Raw genomic sequence first — 16111 nt, 5'->3', positions numbered from 1 at the left:
TCTTAGCGGGAGAGGCGGTAAGTTTCCAATAGGTCATCCCCGAGACGCTCGACCGCTTCCAGCGCATAGGTCGAGGCATTGCGGAGCCGATCGAGGCCCAATGCCGCGACCGCGGGGCGCCCGTCGTCGCCGATGACGACCGGGCCACGGAACCAGCATAGATGATCGACGAGTTTGGCACCGATCAAGCTGGCGGCAAGCTGCCCGCCGCCTTCGACCAGCAGCCTGGTGATGCCGTGCTCGGCGAGCTTTTTCATCGCCGTGACCGGATCGGGATAGCCGCGCGGGTCGCTCGCCACCTCGATCACCTCGACGCCGGCGCCGATGAAGGCCGCGCGCCGCTCGGCCGGGTTGCCGGCCACGGTGAACAGGATGGTCGGCACTTCGCGCGCCGTGCGCACCAGGTAGTGGGTCAGCGGCAGGCGCAAGCGGCCGTCGGCCACGACGCGCACCGGCGAGCGATGTTCGAGGCCCGGCAGCCGGCAGGTCAGTTGCGGGTTGTCGGCCACGGCCGTGCCGACGCCGATCATCACCGCGTCATGCTCGGCCCGCATCAGATGGGCGCGGGCGCGCGCCAGTTCGCCGGTGATCCACTGGCTGTCGCCGCTGTGGGTGGCGATACGGCCGTCGAGGCTGGTCGCCAGCTTCAGGGTGGTCAGCGGCCGCCCGTCCAGGCGCGACAGGAAACCGGCATTGAGGATCTGCGCCTCGCATTCCAGGCAGCCGATGTCGACCGTGATCCCGGCGGCCCGCAAGGCGGCGACGCCGCGGCCCGAGACGCGCGGATCGGGATCGATGGTCGCCACCACCACGCGCGCGATCCCGGCCGCGACCAGCGCCTCGGCGCAGGGCGGGGTCTTGCCGTGATGGGCGCAAGGCTCCAGCGAGACATAGGCCGTGGCGCCCCTGGCCGCGGCCCCGGCCCGGGCCAGCGCCTCGGTTTCGGCATGGGGCCGGCCGCCGGCCTGGGTCCAGCCGCGGCCGACCACCTTGCCCTTGGCGACGATGACGCACCCCACCGCCGGATTGGGCGCGACATTGCCCAGCCCCCGGCGCGCCAGGTTCAGCGCCGCCGCCATATGCCGGCGGTCGACCTCGGCGAAACGATCAGTCGTTGGCATCCGCACCGGCCAGACGCCCGACGAAGGTCTCGAAATCCTTGGCCTCGCGGAAGTTGCGATAGACCGAGGCATAGCGGACATAGGCGACGGAATCGATGGAGGCGAGGCCCTCCATCACCATCTCGCCCACCAGGTCCGACGGGATCTCGCTCTCGCCCATCGATTCCAGCCGGCGCACGATGCCGGAGATCATGCGCTCCACCCGCTCGGGCTCCACCGGGCGCTTGCGCATGGCGATCATGACCGAGCGGGCCAGCTTGTCGCGGTCGAAGGGGACGCGGCGGCCGCTCTTCTTGACGATGATGATCTCGCGCAATTGCACCCGCTCGAAGGTGGTGAAGCGGGCACCGCAGCCGGGGCAGAACCGGCGGCGACGGATCGCGCCATTGTCCTCGGTGGGACGGCTGTCCTTCACCTGGGTCTCTTCATGGCCGCAAAACGGGCAGCGCATTGTAACTCCCCCTCACCCCGACTGGTTGACGGCGCGCCACCGAAGCCCCCGGCGGCGCACCCCTGGTTCATTGCCTCAGCGATAGATCGGGAAGGCCTGGTTCAGCTTGGTCACCTTGGCCGCCACCGCCGCCTCGACCGCACCGTTGCCCTCGGGGCCGTTGGCCGCCAAGCCGTCCAGCACCTCGGTGATCAGATCGGCGACATATTGGAACTCGGCGACGCCGAAGCCCCGCGTGGTGCCGGCCGGGGTGCCTAAGCGAATCCCCGAGGTCACCATCGGCTTTTCCGGGTCGAACGGGATGCCGTTCTTGTTGCAGGTGATGTGGGCCCGGTCCAGGGCCTTCTCGGCGATGTTGCCGGTCAGCTTCTTGGGCCGCAGGTCGACCAGCATGACATGGGTGTCAGTGCCGCCCGAGACCAGGTCGAAGCCGTGGGTCTTCAGCCGTTCGGCCAGGGCCTTGGCATTCTCCACCACCTGGCGGGCATAGGTCTTGAACGAGGGCTGCAGTGCCTCGCCGAAGGCCACCGCCTTGGCCGCGATGACATGCATCAAGGGGCCGCCCTGGAGGCCGGGGAAGACGGCCGAGTTGATCTTCTTGCCCAGTTCGGCATCGCGCGACAGGATCATGCCGCCGCGTGGGCCCCGCAGGGTCTTGTGGGTGGTGGTGGTCACCACATGGGCATGTTCCAGCGGGTTGGGGTGGGCGCCGCCCGCCACCAGGCCGGCGAAATGCGCCATGTCGACCATGAACCAGGCGCCGACCTTGTCGGCCACCGCGCGGAAGCGGGCGAAGTCGATGGTGCGGGGATAGGCCGAGCCGCCGGCGATGATCACCTTGGGGCGATGCTCGACCGCCAGGCGCTCCATCTCGTCATAGTCGATCTGGTGCGTGTCGGGCTTCACCGAATAGGGCACCGGCTTGAACCATTTGCCCGACTGGTTGGCCGGGGCGCCATGGGTCAGGTGACCGCCCGCCGCCAGGTTCAGGCCCAGGAAGGTATCGCCCGGCTGCATCAGGGCGAAGAACACCGCCTGGTTGGCCTGGGCGCCCGAATGGGGCTGGACATTGGCGAAGGAGCAGTCGAAGAGCTGGCAGGCACGCTCGATGGCCGCGACTTCCGCCTTGTCGACTTCCTCGCAACCGCCGTAGTAGCGCCGGCCCGGATAGCCTTCGGCGTATTTGTTGGTGAGGACCGAGCCCTGAGCCTCGAGCACTGCCTGGCTGACGATGTTCTCAGACGCGATCAGCTCGATGAAATCCTGCTGGCGCTTCAGCTCCAGGTCGATCGCATGGGCGATGACCGGGTCACGCTCGGCGAGCCTGCCGGCGAAGAAATCGGAAGACGAAGCAAGGGGGGTGGCGCTGGTGGCGGTCATGGCGGGACCTCGCACTTTTCTCGAGAAGGTTCAGGGCTTTGACGGGGGATTGCCGAGCTTGGCAACCCGCCCGGCATGGCGGCCCCCTTCATAGGGGGTATCAAGGAAGGCGGCAAGGCAGTCGCGCGCGGTCTCGACGCCGGTCAGCCGGCCGCCCAGGACCAGGACATTGGCGTCGTTGTGCATGCGCGACAGGCGGGCCGTCAGATGGTCGTGGACCAGGGCCGCCCGGACATGGGGGTGGCGGTTCAGGGCGATGGAAATGCCTATCCCCGAGCCGCAGACGGCAACGCCGCGCGCGGCCCTGCCGGTCGCCAGGGCCTCGGCCAGCTTGTAGCCATAGTCGGGATAGTCAACCGAGGCCGGGCCATTGGTGCCCAGATCCAGCACCTCGAAGCCCTTGGCCCGCAATTCGTCGGCCAGGAAGTTCTTGAGTTCGGCGCCGGCATGATCGGACGCCACGGCAATAACGGACAAGGGGCGCGCCCTCCAGGATCGACGGATGCTGTCGGCGATGATGGCAAGGCGCGAAACTTACCAGATGTCGGCACGGGATGCCATGCCGCATACTAGGGGTCGGTATTCCGTTCCCCCATAGTCACTTGCCTTTACCGTCATTCCGGCGAAGGCCGGAATCCATCGGCCACACGGGCCAGATCCCTCGGGCAGGGCTGGTCAAGAGCCTGCCCTGCCCCGGAATGGATCCCGGCCTTCGCCGGGATGACGACAAAAATTATCGTCAGCCGCCCATCATGGCACGCTCCGCGCCCAGCACTTCGACGAAGCTGGGGCGGGCGTGCATGGTGGCGAGATAGGCCGCGAACTTCGGGTACTTGGCCGCGTCCACCTCGACCCCGGCATAGCCGAGATTGACCATCTGGGCCGCGATGGAGAGATCGGCCACGGTCAGGCGGTCGCCGACCAGGAAGTTGCTGGCCGGGATCTGGCTTTCCAGATAGGCGAAGATCGGCGGCAGGCCTTCCGCCTCGGCCTTGTCGGCCGCCGCGTCGTCACCCTTCTGGCCCATGAAGCGGGGGGCCACCACCCGGTTCCAGAAGATCGCGCCGGTCTGTGCGGCCAGGATCGTGTCCGAGAATTCCTCGAACCACACGGCACGGGCGCGCAGCGCCGGCTCGGCCGGCAGCAGCGGCTTGTCGGCGAACTTGGCGTCGACATAGGTGATGATCGCCGTCGAGTCGCAGATCTTGAAATCGCCGTCGGTAAAGCCCGGAATCTTGCCGAACGGGCTGATGCTGCGGAAGCTGGGGCTGGAATCGCCCGGCATCACCGGCTGATGCTCGAAGGAGAGGCCCTTCTCCTTGAAGGCGGCCAGCGTCTTGCGGACGTAAGGCGACAGGCCCGCACCATAAAGAATCATCGTTTCCTCCTTCCCCCTTATTCCCGGGGCGGTGTGGACAATGACGCATTTCAGAACCTGAAAAAAGCCCGGCCGCCGATGCGGCCGGGCTTTTTCACGCCAATGCCTTACTTCTTTTCCGGCAGCGCCAGGCGGATCGAAAGCTCGCGCAACTGCTTGGGCGAAACCTCGGCCGGGGCGCCCATCATCAGGTCTTCCGCGCGCTGGTTCATCGGGAAGGTGATGACCTCGCGGATGTTGGGCTCGTCGGCCAGCAGCATGACGATGCGGTCGACACCCGGCGCGATGCCGCCGTGCGGCGGCGCGCCGTAGCGGAAGGCGTTCAGCATGCCGCCGAAACGCCGCTCGACCTCCTCGGCCGGATAGCCGGCGATCTCGAAGGCCTTCAGCATCAGGTCCGGGCGGTGGTTACGGATGGCGCCCGACGACAGTTCGATGCCGTTGCAGACGATGTCGTACTGGAAGGCGTTGATGGTCAGCGGATCTCGGGTCAGGAGCGCGTCCAGTCCGCCCTGGGGCATGGAGAACGGGTTGTGCGAGAAGATCACCTTCTTCTCGTCCTCGTCCCATTCGTACATCGGGAAGTCGACGATCCAGCAGAAGCGGAAGACGTCCTTCTCGATCAGCCCCAGTTCGTTGCCGATGCGGGTACGCGCCAGGCCGGCCAGCTTGGCCGCCGGCAGTTCCTTGTCGCAGGCGAAGAACACGGCATCGCCCTGGCCAAGACCGGTCAGCTTCGCCAGATCGGCGACCCGCTCGGGCCCGATGTTCTTGGCGACCGGCCCCTTGCCTTCCGCCCCGTCGAAAATGACATAGCCCAGGCCAGCGGCACCCTCGCCCCTCGCCCAGTCGTTCATCTTGTCGAAGAAGCTGCGCGGCTGGTGGCCGGCGCCCGGCGCCGGGATCGCCCGCACCACGGCGCCCTGCTCGACCGCGCGGGCGAACACGCCAAAGCCCGAGCCGCGGAAAATCTCGCCGGCATCGACGATCTTGATCGGGTTGCGCAGGTCCGGCTTGTCGTTGCCGTACCACAGCATGCTGTCGCGGTAGGCGATGCGCGGGAACGGCGCGGCGGTGATGGTGCGCTTGGAGAATTCGCGGAACACGCCCTCGATCACCGGCTCAACCGCAGCAAAAACATCATCTTGCGTGACGAAGCTCATTTCCAGGTCGAGCTGATAGAACTCGCCCGGGCTGCGATCGGCGCGGGCATCCTCGTCACGGAAACAGGGTGCGATCTGGAAGTAGCGGTCGAAGCCCGCGACCATGAGGAGCTGCTTGAACTGCTGCGGCGCCTGCGGCAGGGCATAGAACTTGCCCGGGTGCATGCGGCTGGGCACCAGGAAGTCGCGGGCGCCCTCGGGGCTGGACGCGGTCAGGATCGGGGTCTGGAACTCGGTGAAGCCCTGGTCGATCATGCGCCGGCGCAGGCTGGATATCACCTTCGAGCGCAGGATGATGTTCTGGTGCAGCTTCTCGCGCCGCAGGTCCAGAAAGCGGTACTTGAGGCGGATGTCCTCGGGATAGTCGTGATCGCCGAACACCGGCATGGGCAGCTCGTCGGCCGCCGACTGGACTTCGACATCCTTGATATAGATTTCGATTTCGCCGGTTGGCAGCTCCGGGTTGTCCTTCCCCTCAGCCCGCCTGACCACCTGACCGGTGACCGTCACCACCGATTCCGAGCGCAAGGACTCGACCACCTTGAACGAGGCCTGATCGGTTTCGACAACGCCCTGGGTGATGCCGTAGTGGTCGCGCAGGTCGACGAACAGCAGATTGCCATGATCGCGCTTGCGGTGAACCCAGCCCGAAAGACGGACGGTCTGGCCGATGTCGGCGGCGGTCAGCGCGCCACAGGTGTGGGTGCGATAGGCATGCATTTTACGATCGACTCCGATGCGATGGCGGCGGTTTTACGGGGGCCACAGCCAAGGCGCAAGCTTGTGCCTTCGCGATCGTGTCGCATGCTTCACACAAACTTCACAAGCATGCCCCCTACCGCGCATGGATTTGGGGCATGATGGCCAAATCCGAACACCGCATCTTGGACGAGGCGGTTGCCCGGCGGGACACCGTGCCCGCCGGGCTCTTTTTTACCGGATCACGGCGAGCGATAGTGTTCTTGTCTGTCGCTGACGTCTCACACCAGTTCCAACTGAACGCGCCGGCCGATTATCGCCGCCGCCCGCTGCAACGTCTCGATCGTGACATTGCCTTCCTTGGGGTCGAGCACCCGGTCGACCTGGGTACGGCTGGTGTGCATCAGTTCGGCAAGCTTGCGCTTGCTGATCTTGCGCTCCCGCATGGCCTCCGCCAGTTGCCAGGCGATCACTTCCTTGATGGCCTGCGCCTGGAATTCGCCCAGAACCCCTTCCTCCTCGAGAAAGCTATCGAGCGACGAGCCTTTGTGCTTGTTCTCAGCCATTCTCGATCTCTTTCATCCGCTTGCGCGCCAGCGCCAGCAATTCAGAGGGCTCGATACCGAACTACTGGAAGGCGGCCCGATCATACACCAATCCCGCAGCGCCGGTTGACTGGCCTCACCCATCGGCGATATGACTACCGATAGTCATATTTGGAAACCGCCGATGAAAGATCTCCCCCTGAAGGACGCGAAGGCGACGCTGTCGGCCGTGGTCGACCGGGCCGTCGCGGGCGAGCCGACCGTCATCACCCGCCACGGCCGGAAGGAAGCCGTGCTTATCTCTTTCGAGGAATGGCAGCGGATCTCGGCGGTGCCCAGCTTCGCCGACCTGCTGCTCGCTTTCCCGGGAGAGCCGGGCGACATCCCCGAGCGGGCCCGCAAGCCTGCCCGCGCCCTTCCCGGCGCCGGCCGCTGACCTTGTATCTGCTCGACACCAACATCGTGTCGGCCGACGCGGCGGCCAAGCGCGCGGTCGGCGCGGATGCCTTCGCCGCCTGGGTCCAGGCACATTCGGCGCAGCTCTTCATCTCGACCGTGACCGTCGCCGAGATCGAGGCCGGCATTGCCCGTGCCGCGCGAATCGGCGCCACGGCCAAGGCAAGGCACCTGCGCCATTGGCTTTCCGCCGTCGAGCACTTCTATGCCGGGCGCATCCTGCCGTTCGGGATCGAGGAAGCGCGAGAGGCGGGCGCCGTCATCGACCGGGCGCGGGCGCATGATCCCGGCTTCGAGGACATCGCGATCGCGGCCACCGCCGCCGTGCGCGGCTTCACCGTCCTCACGGCCAACGAGCGGCACTTTGCCCCCCTTGGCGTGCGGCTGGCCAATCCCTTGAAGACACTGCCGCCGCCCGGCCCGTGACCGAAACACAAACTGACGCATCATCAGACCGGCGCAATCGGCGTGGAAATTTGCTAACAAGCAGAAGATGAACGACTTGCAGATAGCCTCCACCGCCAATGCCCCGAACAATGCCCCCGGCGAACTGCGCCCGGCGCGTGGCATCGACGCGCCGGAATGGCTGCGCGACCTCTGGTATCTGGCCCTGCCGTCCAGGCAGTTGAAGCCGGGCAAGATGCTGGCCAAGTCCATCCTGGGCGAGCCGGTCCTGCTCGCCCGCGGCGACGACGGCCAGGCCTTTGCCCTGCGCGATATCTGCCCCCATCGCGGCATCCCGCTGTCCTGCGGCCGCTTCGACGGCCGCCAAGTCGAGTGCTGCTATCACGGCTGGCGCTTCGACGGCACCGGCACCTGCACCGCGATTCCCTCCCTGGTCGCCGACCAGGCGATCAAGGTCGACCGGATCAAGGTCCGGCGCTACCCGATCGCCGAACAGCATGGGCTGGTGTGGATTTTCATCGGCGAAGCGGCCCAGGCCGCCACCACCCCGGTGCCGAGCGTGCCGGGCTTCGCCGCCGACAGCCGCCCGTCCCATATCGAGCGCATGCACTTCCCCTGCCCCCTGGATGACGCGGTGGTGGGCCTGATGGACCCGGCCCATGGGCCTTTCGTCCACCGTTCCTGGTGGTGGCGGACCAAAGCCTCGATGCACGAGAAGGCGAAGAGGTTCGCCCCCTCGGACCTGGGCTTCACCATGGTGCGCCACGCCCCGTCGAAGAATTCCTTCGCCTACAAACTGCTGGGCGGGGCGCCGGCGACCGAGATCGCCTTCCGCCTGCCCGCCGTGCGCACCGAGGAAATCACCGCCGGCCGCCATCGCTTCGCCGGGCTGACCGCGATCACGCCGCTGGGCAAGGACAAGGGCTGCGAAGTCACGCAGGTGATGTACTGGACCATGCCCTGGATCACCCTGCTGCGCCCGGTGCTGCGCCATTTCGCGCGCACCTTCCTCGCCCAGGACAAGGCCATCGTCGAGATGCAGCAGGCAGGCCTCGCCCACGGCCCCTCGCTGATGCTGCTCGACGACGGCGACACCCAGGCCAAATGGTACTATCTGCTCAAGAAGGAATTCGCCCGCGCGCGCGCCGAAGGGCGGGCGTTCCAGAACCCGGTCAAGGAAAAGACCCTGCGCTGGAAATCGTGAAGCACTTGAGGATATCAGCGTAACGCTTTGAAAGGACGAGTGGTTTTAACAATGTCAAAGGGCTTTCTCCACATTACCGACACGGCCGGCCTGACGGCCCTCGTCGAACGTCTCAGAGAAGCCGATTATGTCACTGTCGATACTGAGTTTTTGCGCGACAACTCCTATTGGCCGAAGCTGTGCCTGGTGCAGGTCGCCGGGCCCAACGAAGCGGCCATCATCGACCCCCTCGCCCCGCTGATCGACTTGAGTCCCCTGTTCGACCTGATGGCCGATCACAACGTCCTGAAGGTTTTCCATGCCGCCCGCCAGGATATCGAAATCTTCCTGAAGCTGTCGGGCCGCATTCCCGAGCCGCTGTTCGACACCCAGGTGGCGGCCATGGTCTGCGGCTATGGCGACTCGGTCTCCTACGAGACGCTGGTGGCCAAGATCGCCCGCGCCGGCCTGGACAAATCCTCGCGCTTCACCGACTGGAGCCGCCGCCCGCTGACCGACCGGCAACTCCAATACGCCATCGGCGATGTGACCTTCCTGCGCAAGGTCTATGACACGCTCTATGCCGAGCTGGAGAAATCCGGCCGCATCGACTGGCTGGACGAGGAGATGGCGATCCTGATGGACCCCGCCACCTACATCATCGAGCCCGACGAGGCCTACCAGCGCATCAAGACCCGCACCACCAACCGCCGCTTCTTAGGTGTGCTGCGCGAAATCGCCGCCTGGCGCGAGACCGAGGCCCGCGCCCGCGACCTGCCGCGCGGCCGCCTGCTGAAGGACGACGCCCTGCTGGAGGTCGCCGCCCACCCGCCGGCCTCGATCGACGACATGAAGCAGTCGCGCGGCGTGCCCAAGGGCTTTGCCGACGGCAAGCTGGGCCCCTCCCTGCTGGAAGCCGTGCTGCGCGGCCTCAATTGCCCCGAGGACCTGCTGCCGGTGGCCGAGCAGGTGACCGAGGCCCCGCGCGGCGTCGGCCCGCTGGTTGAACTGCTGAAGGTCATGCTCAAGCTGCAGTGCGAGGATCACGGCGTCGCCCAGAAACTGGTCGCCAACACCGCCGATCTCGAACAGATCGCCGGCAGCGACGAGGCCGACGTACCGGCGCTCCACGGCTGGCGGCGGCAGATCTTCGGCGATGCGGCCCTGGCCCTGAAGCACGGCCGGGTGGCCCTGGCGGCGGAAGGCCGTCGCATCAAGCTGATCGACTTGACGGTGAGATAGGCCGCGCCGGGGGGCGCTGCACGGCACGGGGGAAACGATGGGTCCGGTCCTGATGATTGCCGCCGCGGTGGTGCCGTCGCTGCTGATCCTGCGCTATTTCGTCAAGAGCGACCGCTTCCCCGAGCCGACCCGGGCCATCCTGGGCACCTTCTTCCTGGGCGTGCTGATCGTCATCCCGGTGCTGGTCGTCGCTTTGCCCCTGGGGGCGGCGCTGGAGCCGCGCATCGGCCAGCCGCTCGCCCTCGCCGGGGTCCAGGCCTTCCTGCTCGCCGCGATCCCGGAGGAAGCCTTCAAGCTGGCGGTGCTGCTGCTCTATTGCCGCCGGCACAAGGCCTTCGACGAGCCGATGGATGGCCTGGTCTATGGCGTGACCGCATCCCTGGGCTTCGCGACCCTGGAAAACCTGCTCTATGTCGTGGGCGGCGGCGAAGGCTGGATCGGCATCGCCGTGCTGCGCGCCTTCACCGCCGTGCCCGGCCATGCCGTGCTGGGCGCCATCATGGGCTTCTATGTCGCCCGTGCCCGCTTCGAGCCTGAACGCGCCGGTGCGATGCTGTGGGCCGCTTTCCTGGTCCCAATGGCCCTGCATGGCCTCTACGATTTCGGCCTGCTCGGCGCCGCCCTGACCGAGGAGGCCGGCTGGATCGGCCTGGGCCTGATCGTGCTGATCGTCGAGGTGGTCTGGGCCCTGCGCCTGCAACGGCGCCTGCGCCGGGAACAACAGGTGCTGCTCAGCGCCCAGGCGGCCGCCACCCTGGCCCAGTCCCCCACCCCGCCGGTCGAACTGGAACCGGCGCCGCGCTCGACCTCGCCCTACAAGATCGATTGAAGCGGGCTGCCCGCTGCCCCTGTACTTAAGCCACATCGTTCAGGTCGTCATTCCGGCGAAGGCCGGAATCCATCCTGGGCCAGCACGCAATCGTCCCGATGGATTCCGGCCTTCGCCGGAATGACGGTTGGGAGACCAGACCGACAGCTCGACCTTGGTCAGGCGCGGTAACGGTCTCGTCGGGCGAAGGCCTATTTACCGAAACATCTCGACTGAATTTATTGACGGACAAAATACGACTGTTTATCATTATTTAACACATATTATCAATGTGTAATTAAAATGTACAGCGTAAAAGGGGTGTTCTCGTGACCGATGTCGACCGTCTGGCCTTTCCGGTGACGGGCACCCGCGCCGCTCCTGCCCCAAGGCCCCGGGCGGTCAAGGGTTTCGCCGCGGGGCAACGCCGGTTTCTGGTCCTGTCGTGGCTGGCCCCCGCCCTGGCGGTCGCGGTTTGGGAGGTTCTCGCCCGGTCGGGCTGGATACCGCCCCATGTGATGCCGGCCCCCAGCACGGTGGCCTGGACCGGGATCAGGCTTACCGTCGCTGGCACCCTCCTTCACGACCTGGGCATCAGCCTGCTGCGCGCCGCCACGGGTTTTGCCGTCGGCGGGGGCATCGGCTTTGCCTTGGGCACGCTGGTGGGCTTCTCGCGCCTGGCCGAGGCCCTGGTCGACCGCAGCGTCCAGATGGTGCGCGCCATTCCCTTCCTCGCCTTGCTGCCGCTGGTCATCGTCTGGTTCGGCGTGGGCGAAGGGGCGAAGGTCTTCCTCGTGGCGCTGGGCGTCGCCTTTCCCATCTACATCAACACCACGCTGGGCATCCGGCAGATCGACCCCAAGCTGCTGGAACTGGCCAGGGTCCAGGGGCTGGGCCCGTGGCGGACGATCCGCCGCGTGATCCTGCCCGGCGCCCTGCCCTCGGTCCTGACCGGCGTGCGCTATTCGCTCGCCACCGCCTGGCTGGCCCTGGTGGTCGCCGAGACGATCGGCGCCGATTCAGGCATCGGCTTCCTCGCCATGGACGCCCGCGAGTTCCTGCGCACCGACGTCATCATCCTTACCATCACCATCTACGCCCTGATCGGGGTCCTTGCCGACTCGATCGCCCGTCTTCTGGAACGCCGGCTTCTCGCCTGGCATCCCAACTACGCGCCCAAGGGTGCCCGATGAACGCCCCGTTCCAGTCCCCGCGCGAGAGCGTGGTGAGCGTGCACGGGCTGGTGCGGTCCTACGGCGGGCGGCGGGTGATCGAAGGCCTGGACCTGCGCATCGAGCGGGGGGAATTCGTGGCGCTGCTGGGCGAAAGCGGCTGCGGCAAGACCACCCTGCTGCGCGCCCTGGCCGGCCTCGACGAGATCCAGGGCGGCCATATCTCGGCACCCAAGCGGCCCGCCGTGGTGTTCCAGGAGCATCGCCTGCTGCCGTGGGAGCCGCTGTGGGCCAATGTGGCCCTGGGCCTGCCGCCCCGGGGCGCCCGCGAACGGGCCGAGGCGGCGCTGGCGGAAGTGGGGCTCGGCACCCGGCTGGACGACTGGCCGCGTAACCTGTCCGGCGGCCAGGCACAGCGTGTGGCGCTGGCCCGGGCGCTCGTGCAGGAGCCGGAATTGCTGCTGTTCGACGAGCCCTTCGCCGCCCTCGACGCCCTTACCCGCATCCGCATGCACGGCCTGGTCAAGGAGCTGGTGACACGCCACCGGCCGGGCGTGCTGCTCGTCACCCATGACGTGGACGAGGCCATCGCCCTGGCCGGCCGTATCCTGGTGATGCGCGACGGCGCCATTGCGGCCGAACACCGCCCGTCCCGACCGGGCGCCCCCGCGGCGACGCGGGCCGAACTGCTTGCCGAACTCGGCGTCGCCCCGACGCACGCCGCCCACTGATCCCCAAGTCCCCCCGAAGGAAGTCCCATGACCATCTCGTCACTGCCGCCCCATTCCCGCCGCCGCTTCCTGAAGACATCGCTGGGCATCGGCGCGCTCGCCGCACTGGGCACCGCGGCGTCACAGGGCGCACGGGCCGCGCAGTCAACCGGGCGCAACACGGATGTGGTGCGCCTCACTTGGGGCTTGAGCGGCTTCGGCCTGATCGCCAAGGAGCGCGGCGAACTCGACCGCAGCCTCGCCAAGGAGGGGATCAAGGTCGAATGGCTGGGGCCGTTCCCCAACCACGCGCCGACCCTCCAGGCCGTGACCGGCGGCACCGCCGATTTCAGCTTCGGCGGCAGCACCACCCCGGCCCTGGCCGCGATCATCGCCGGCTCGCCGCTGGTCTTCACCCAGTTCCTGATCTACGACCCGCGCACCACGGCGATCATCGCCAAGGACGGCTCGGGCATCGACAAGGTCCAGGACCTGGCCGGCAAGTCGGTGGCGGTCAACCGCTCCGGGCTCGGCGAATTCCTGCTGGTGGCCGCACTCGAGAAATTCAACGTCGACCGCTCGACGGTGAAATTCGTCTATCTCAACCCGCCCGACGCGGCGCCGGCGCTCGCCGCCGGCAAGGTGGACGCCTGGTCGATGTGGAGCCCGGGCGTGGATATCGCCCGCGTCGAATACAAGGCACACGACGTGTTCCTGGAGGAGCGCGATCTCGACTTCCAGATCGACTTCACCTCCTGGCTCACCCGCCGCCAGTTCGCCGAGGAGAATCCCGACATCGTGCGCGCGGTGAACGCCGCCCTCGCCACCGAGGCGCAGTGGGCGAGCGAGAACACCCGGGAGGCGGAACTGATCGCCCAGGCCAAGGGCGGCTACCGCGACGAGGTGCGCGACCATCTCGCCGGCCTCAAGCGCAAGTACCTGATCCATTCGGTGAACGACACGGCCTTCGTGAGCAATCTGCAGTCGGCCGCCGACTGGCTCACGGCACGCAAGGTGCTGCCGGAGCAGGTCACCGTCGCGGATCACCTGGCAAGGCTGGGCTGAGGCGACATCATGAATCAACTTGCCGCGCCGCCAAGCGATGGCCCCCTCTCGCCCGATTCCGCGGAACTGGAGCGGCTGCTTGCCCATATTGCCGAGGGGGCGGCCGAACGGGACCGGGAGCGCATCCACCCTTACGAGGTCATGGACCTGATCCGGACGGCCAGGCTCGGGGCCCTGCGGCTGCCGAAGGCGGATGGCGGGGGTGGCGTCACGCTGCGCGAGCTCCTCGCCGTGGTCATCCGTCTGGCCGCGGCCGACCCCAATGTGGCCCATGCCCTGCGCAATCACTACACCTTCGTCGACCGTTTCGCGCGACCGCACGATGCGATCAACCGGCCGAAATGGGCGCGGCTGATCGCCCGAGGAGATCTATTCGGCCTCGGCAATACCGAGCTCGGCAGTGCCAAGGTGGGCGGCAGCCCTTATACGACGAAGCTGCGTGCCGACGCAGACGGCTATCGCCTGGACGGCACCAAATACTACAGCACCGGCACGCTTTATGCCGATCATGTGCAGATCCGTGCCGCCGGTCCCGACGACGAACTCGCGTCCGTGATCGTGCCCGTGAACCGGGAAGGCGTGGAGCTGGTCGACGACTGGGACGGCGCCGGGCAGCGCCTGACCGGCTCGGGCACGACACATCTGCGCAACGTGCGCGTGGAGCCGGACGAGGTGATCTTCGATGCGCCCGGCATCGGCTATGGCACCAGCTACAACAACACCCTGGCGCAATTGCTGGTCACCGCGATCGTCGCCGGGATCCTGCGCAATATTCTGACCGATGCGGTCGACCTGCTGGCGGGCCGCAAGGACCGGCATTTCTATTATGCGACGACGCTGCGCCCCTGCGACGATCCGCTGTTGCAGGAGATCATCGGCGAGATTTCGAGCAGCGCCTTCGCCGCCGAGACACTGGTCCTTGCCGCCGCCGAGGCCCAGGACCGGGCCGCGCAAGCCCGCGACGACGGCGAGCCGGATGCCGAGCTTGCCCTACAGGCGGCGGTCGTCGCGGCGAAGACCAAGCTGATCGTCGACGATCTCACCATCAAAAGCGCCAGCCGCCTGTTCGACGTGGGCGGCGCCTCGGCCATGCGCAAGAACCGCAACCTCGACCGTCACTGGCGCAATGCCCGCACGCTCGCCTCGCACAATCCCGGGCCGCTCAAGGCGCGTGCCTTGGGAGATTTCGAGCTGCACGGCACGCCATTGCCCACGCAGGGCTTCTTCTGACCTTGGCCCAGGGGATCGGCTTCATGACATCCAAGACACTCCGCTTCGGGATCTGGGCTGCCGTTCACGGTGCGCGCGCGGCCTTGCAGGATCCTGACGAACCCTTCGATGCCTCGTGGGAGCGCAATAAGCACCTGGTGCTGGAGGCCGAGGCGCTGGGCTATGATTCCACGCTGATCGCGCAGCACACCTTCAACCCGCACCGGCCCGACTTCGACCAGCTCGACGCCTGGACCGCCGCCGCCGGGCTCGCCGCGCTCACCACGCGCATCGAGCTGATCGCGGCGATCAAGCCCCAGCTCTTCCATCCCGTCATCCTCGCCAAGATGGCGCTCCAGATCGAGGCTATCAGCCGCGGCCGCTTTGCCCTCAACCTGGTCAATGCCTGGAACAAGGTGGAATTCGAGAAGACCGGCCTGCCCTTCGCCGAGCATGACGACCGCTATGCCTACGGTCGCGACTGGATCTCCGTGGTGTCGCGGCTCCTCGCCGGCGAGAACCTGACCCACCGCAGCGAGAACTTCGACCTGAAGGAATGCGCCCTGTTCCCCAGGAACAGCTACCGGGCGCGCCCGACCCTCTATGTGGGCGGGGAATCCGCGCCGGCCCGCGACCTGGTCGCCGATCACGGGGATGTCTGGTTCATCAACGGCCAGCCGCCCGCGGATGTGGCAGTGCTGATCGCCGACGTGCGGCGGCGGCCGCGCCGTGGGCCGCCGCTGCGCTTCGGCCTCTCCGCCTTCGTGATCGCGCGGGAAACCGAGGCCGAGGCGAACGCGGTGCACGAACATCTCTCGGCGCTGGCGGCCAAGGATGCGGCCGTGCGGGCGGTCCAGCGGGCGAACTCGGACGCCAAGGTGGTGATGCTCCAGACCCTTGCCAAGGCACCCCGGGTGGGCAGCAACGGCGGCACCGGCGCCGGCCTCGTGGGCAGCTACGACCAGGTCGCCGAGCGCATCCAGGCATTCCATGCCCTCGGCATCGAACTGTTCATGCTGCAATTCCAGCCGTTCGAGGCCGAGATGGCCCGCTTCGCCCGGGAGATCTTTCCGCGGGTCAGGCCCGGCGGCGCGGCGCGGGACAGCGTCTCGCAACGGGCCTAG

The 16111-nt window shown here is 67.2% G+C and carries 17 protein-coding genes; 10 read left to right on the top strand and 7 right to left on the bottom strand.

What is annotated here, in order from left to right:
- Positions 1-2: 2 nt before the first annotated feature.
- The 7 genes from ribD to D3874_RS07845 all read right to left on the bottom strand — a co-directional run bounded on the left by ribD (position 3) and on the right by D3874_RS07845 (position 6758).
- Positions 3-1121 (bottom strand): bifunctional diaminohydroxyphosphoribosylaminopyrimidine deaminase/5-amino-6-(5-phosphoribosylamino)uracil reductase RibD, encoded by a 1119-nt coding sequence (gene ribD, locus D3874_RS07875; RefSeq protein WP_233559871.1) that lies wholly within the window; start codon positions 1119-1121, stop codon positions 3-5.
- Positions 1108-1572 (bottom strand): transcriptional regulator NrdR, encoded by a 465-nt coding sequence (nrdR, locus tag D3874_RS07870; RefSeq protein ID WP_119777590.1) that lies wholly within the window; start codon positions 1570-1572, stop codon positions 1108-1110. The genes ribD and nrdR overlap by 14 nt, the downstream gene beginning before the upstream one ends.
- Positions 1573-1647: 75 nt before the next feature.
- The gene (glyA, locus tag D3874_RS07865) at positions 1648-2952 is read right to left on the bottom strand and encodes a serine hydroxymethyltransferase (protein WP_119777589.1); all 1305 of its coding nucleotides are present in this window, start codon (positions 2950-2952) and stop codon (positions 1648-1650) included.
- 30 nt (positions 2953-2982) lie between these two features.
- On the bottom strand, positions 2983-3429 hold the full coding sequence (gene rpiB, locus D3874_RS07860; RefSeq protein ID WP_199698989.1) for a ribose 5-phosphate isomerase B: 447 nt from the start codon (positions 3427-3429) through the stop codon (positions 2983-2985).
- Between the two features lie 262 nt (positions 3430-3691).
- Positions 3692-4330 carry a glutathione S-transferase family protein gene (locus D3874_RS07855; RefSeq protein WP_119777587.1) on the bottom strand — a complete coding sequence of 213 codons (639 nt, stop codon included), beginning with the start codon at positions 4328-4330 and terminating at the stop codon, positions 3692-3694.
- A gap of 107 nt (positions 4331-4437) precedes the next feature.
- Complete coding sequence (gene aspS, locus D3874_RS07850) at positions 4438-6213, bottom strand: aspartate--tRNA ligase (RefSeq protein WP_119777586.1); 1776 nt, start codon at positions 6211-6213, stop codon at positions 4438-4440.
- Between the two features lie 260 nt (positions 6214-6473).
- Entirely contained in the window at positions 6474-6758 is a 285-nt protein-coding gene (locus D3874_RS07845; RefSeq protein ID WP_119777585.1) for a helix-turn-helix domain-containing protein, read from the bottom strand.
- 163 nt (positions 6759-6921) lie between these two features.
- Here D3874_RS07845 and D3874_RS07840 point away from each other — a divergent pair, with 163 nt between their 5' ends.
- The 10 genes from D3874_RS07840 to D3874_RS07795 all read left to right on the top strand — a co-directional run bounded on the left by D3874_RS07840 (position 6922) and on the right by D3874_RS07795 (position 16111).
- Positions 6922-7173 carry a type II toxin-antitoxin system Phd/YefM family antitoxin gene (locus tag D3874_RS07840; protein ID WP_119777584.1) on the top strand — a complete coding sequence of 84 codons (252 nt, stop codon included), beginning with the start codon at positions 6922-6924 and terminating at the stop codon, positions 7171-7173.
- Between the two features lie 2 nt (positions 7174-7175).
- On the top strand, positions 7176-7619 hold the full coding sequence (locus D3874_RS07835) for a type II toxin-antitoxin system VapC family toxin (protein WP_119777583.1): 444 nt from the start codon (positions 7176-7178) through the stop codon (positions 7617-7619).
- 67 nt (positions 7620-7686) lie between these two features.
- The gene (locus D3874_RS07830; protein WP_119777582.1) at positions 7687-8802 is read left to right on the top strand and encodes an aromatic ring-hydroxylating oxygenase subunit alpha; all 1116 of its coding nucleotides are present in this window, start codon (positions 7687-7689) and stop codon (positions 8800-8802) included.
- A 51-nt stretch (positions 8803-8853) separates the two neighbouring features.
- Positions 8854-10023, top strand: a complete 1170-nt coding sequence (gene rnd, locus D3874_RS07825; RefSeq protein WP_119777581.1) for a ribonuclease D — start codon at positions 8854-8856, stop codon at positions 10021-10023.
- A 37-nt stretch (positions 10024-10060) separates the two neighbouring features.
- Positions 10061-10852: a PrsW family intramembrane metalloprotease gene (locus tag D3874_RS07820; protein ID WP_119777580.1), complete on the top strand. Its 792-nt coding sequence runs from the start codon at positions 10061-10063 to the stop codon at positions 10850-10852.
- Between the two features lie 308 nt (positions 10853-11160).
- Positions 11161-12024 (top strand): ABC transporter permease subunit, encoded by an 864-nt coding sequence (locus tag D3874_RS07815; RefSeq protein WP_119777579.1) that lies wholly within the window; start codon positions 11161-11163, stop codon positions 12022-12024.
- Positions 12021-12734, top strand: coding sequence for an ABC transporter ATP-binding protein (locus D3874_RS07810; protein ID WP_119777578.1), 714 nt, complete (start codon positions 12021-12023; stop codon positions 12732-12734). The genes D3874_RS07815 and D3874_RS07810 overlap by 4 nt, the downstream gene beginning before the upstream one ends.
- A 27-nt stretch (positions 12735-12761) precedes the next feature.
- Entirely contained in the window at positions 12762-13778 is a 1017-nt protein-coding gene (locus tag D3874_RS07805) for an NrtA/SsuA/CpmA family ABC transporter substrate-binding protein (protein WP_119777577.1), read from the top strand.
- A gap of 9 nt (positions 13779-13787) precedes the next feature.
- Positions 13788-15008 (top strand): acyl-CoA dehydrogenase family protein, encoded by a 1221-nt coding sequence (locus D3874_RS07800; RefSeq protein ID WP_119777576.1) that lies wholly within the window; start codon positions 13788-13790, stop codon positions 15006-15008.
- A gap of 23 nt (positions 15009-15031) precedes the next feature.
- A complete protein-coding gene (locus D3874_RS07795; RefSeq protein ID WP_119782206.1) occupies positions 15032-16111 on the top strand; it encodes an LLM class flavin-dependent oxidoreductase in 1080 nt (359 codons plus the stop codon).

Source organism: Oleomonas cavernae, from assembly GCF_003590945.1.
In the GTDB taxonomy this organism is placed as follows: domain Bacteria; phylum Pseudomonadota; class Alphaproteobacteria; order Zavarziniales; family Zavarziniaceae; genus Zavarzinia; species Zavarzinia cavernae.
This window is presented reverse-complemented; position numbering and strand designations above follow the sequence as displayed.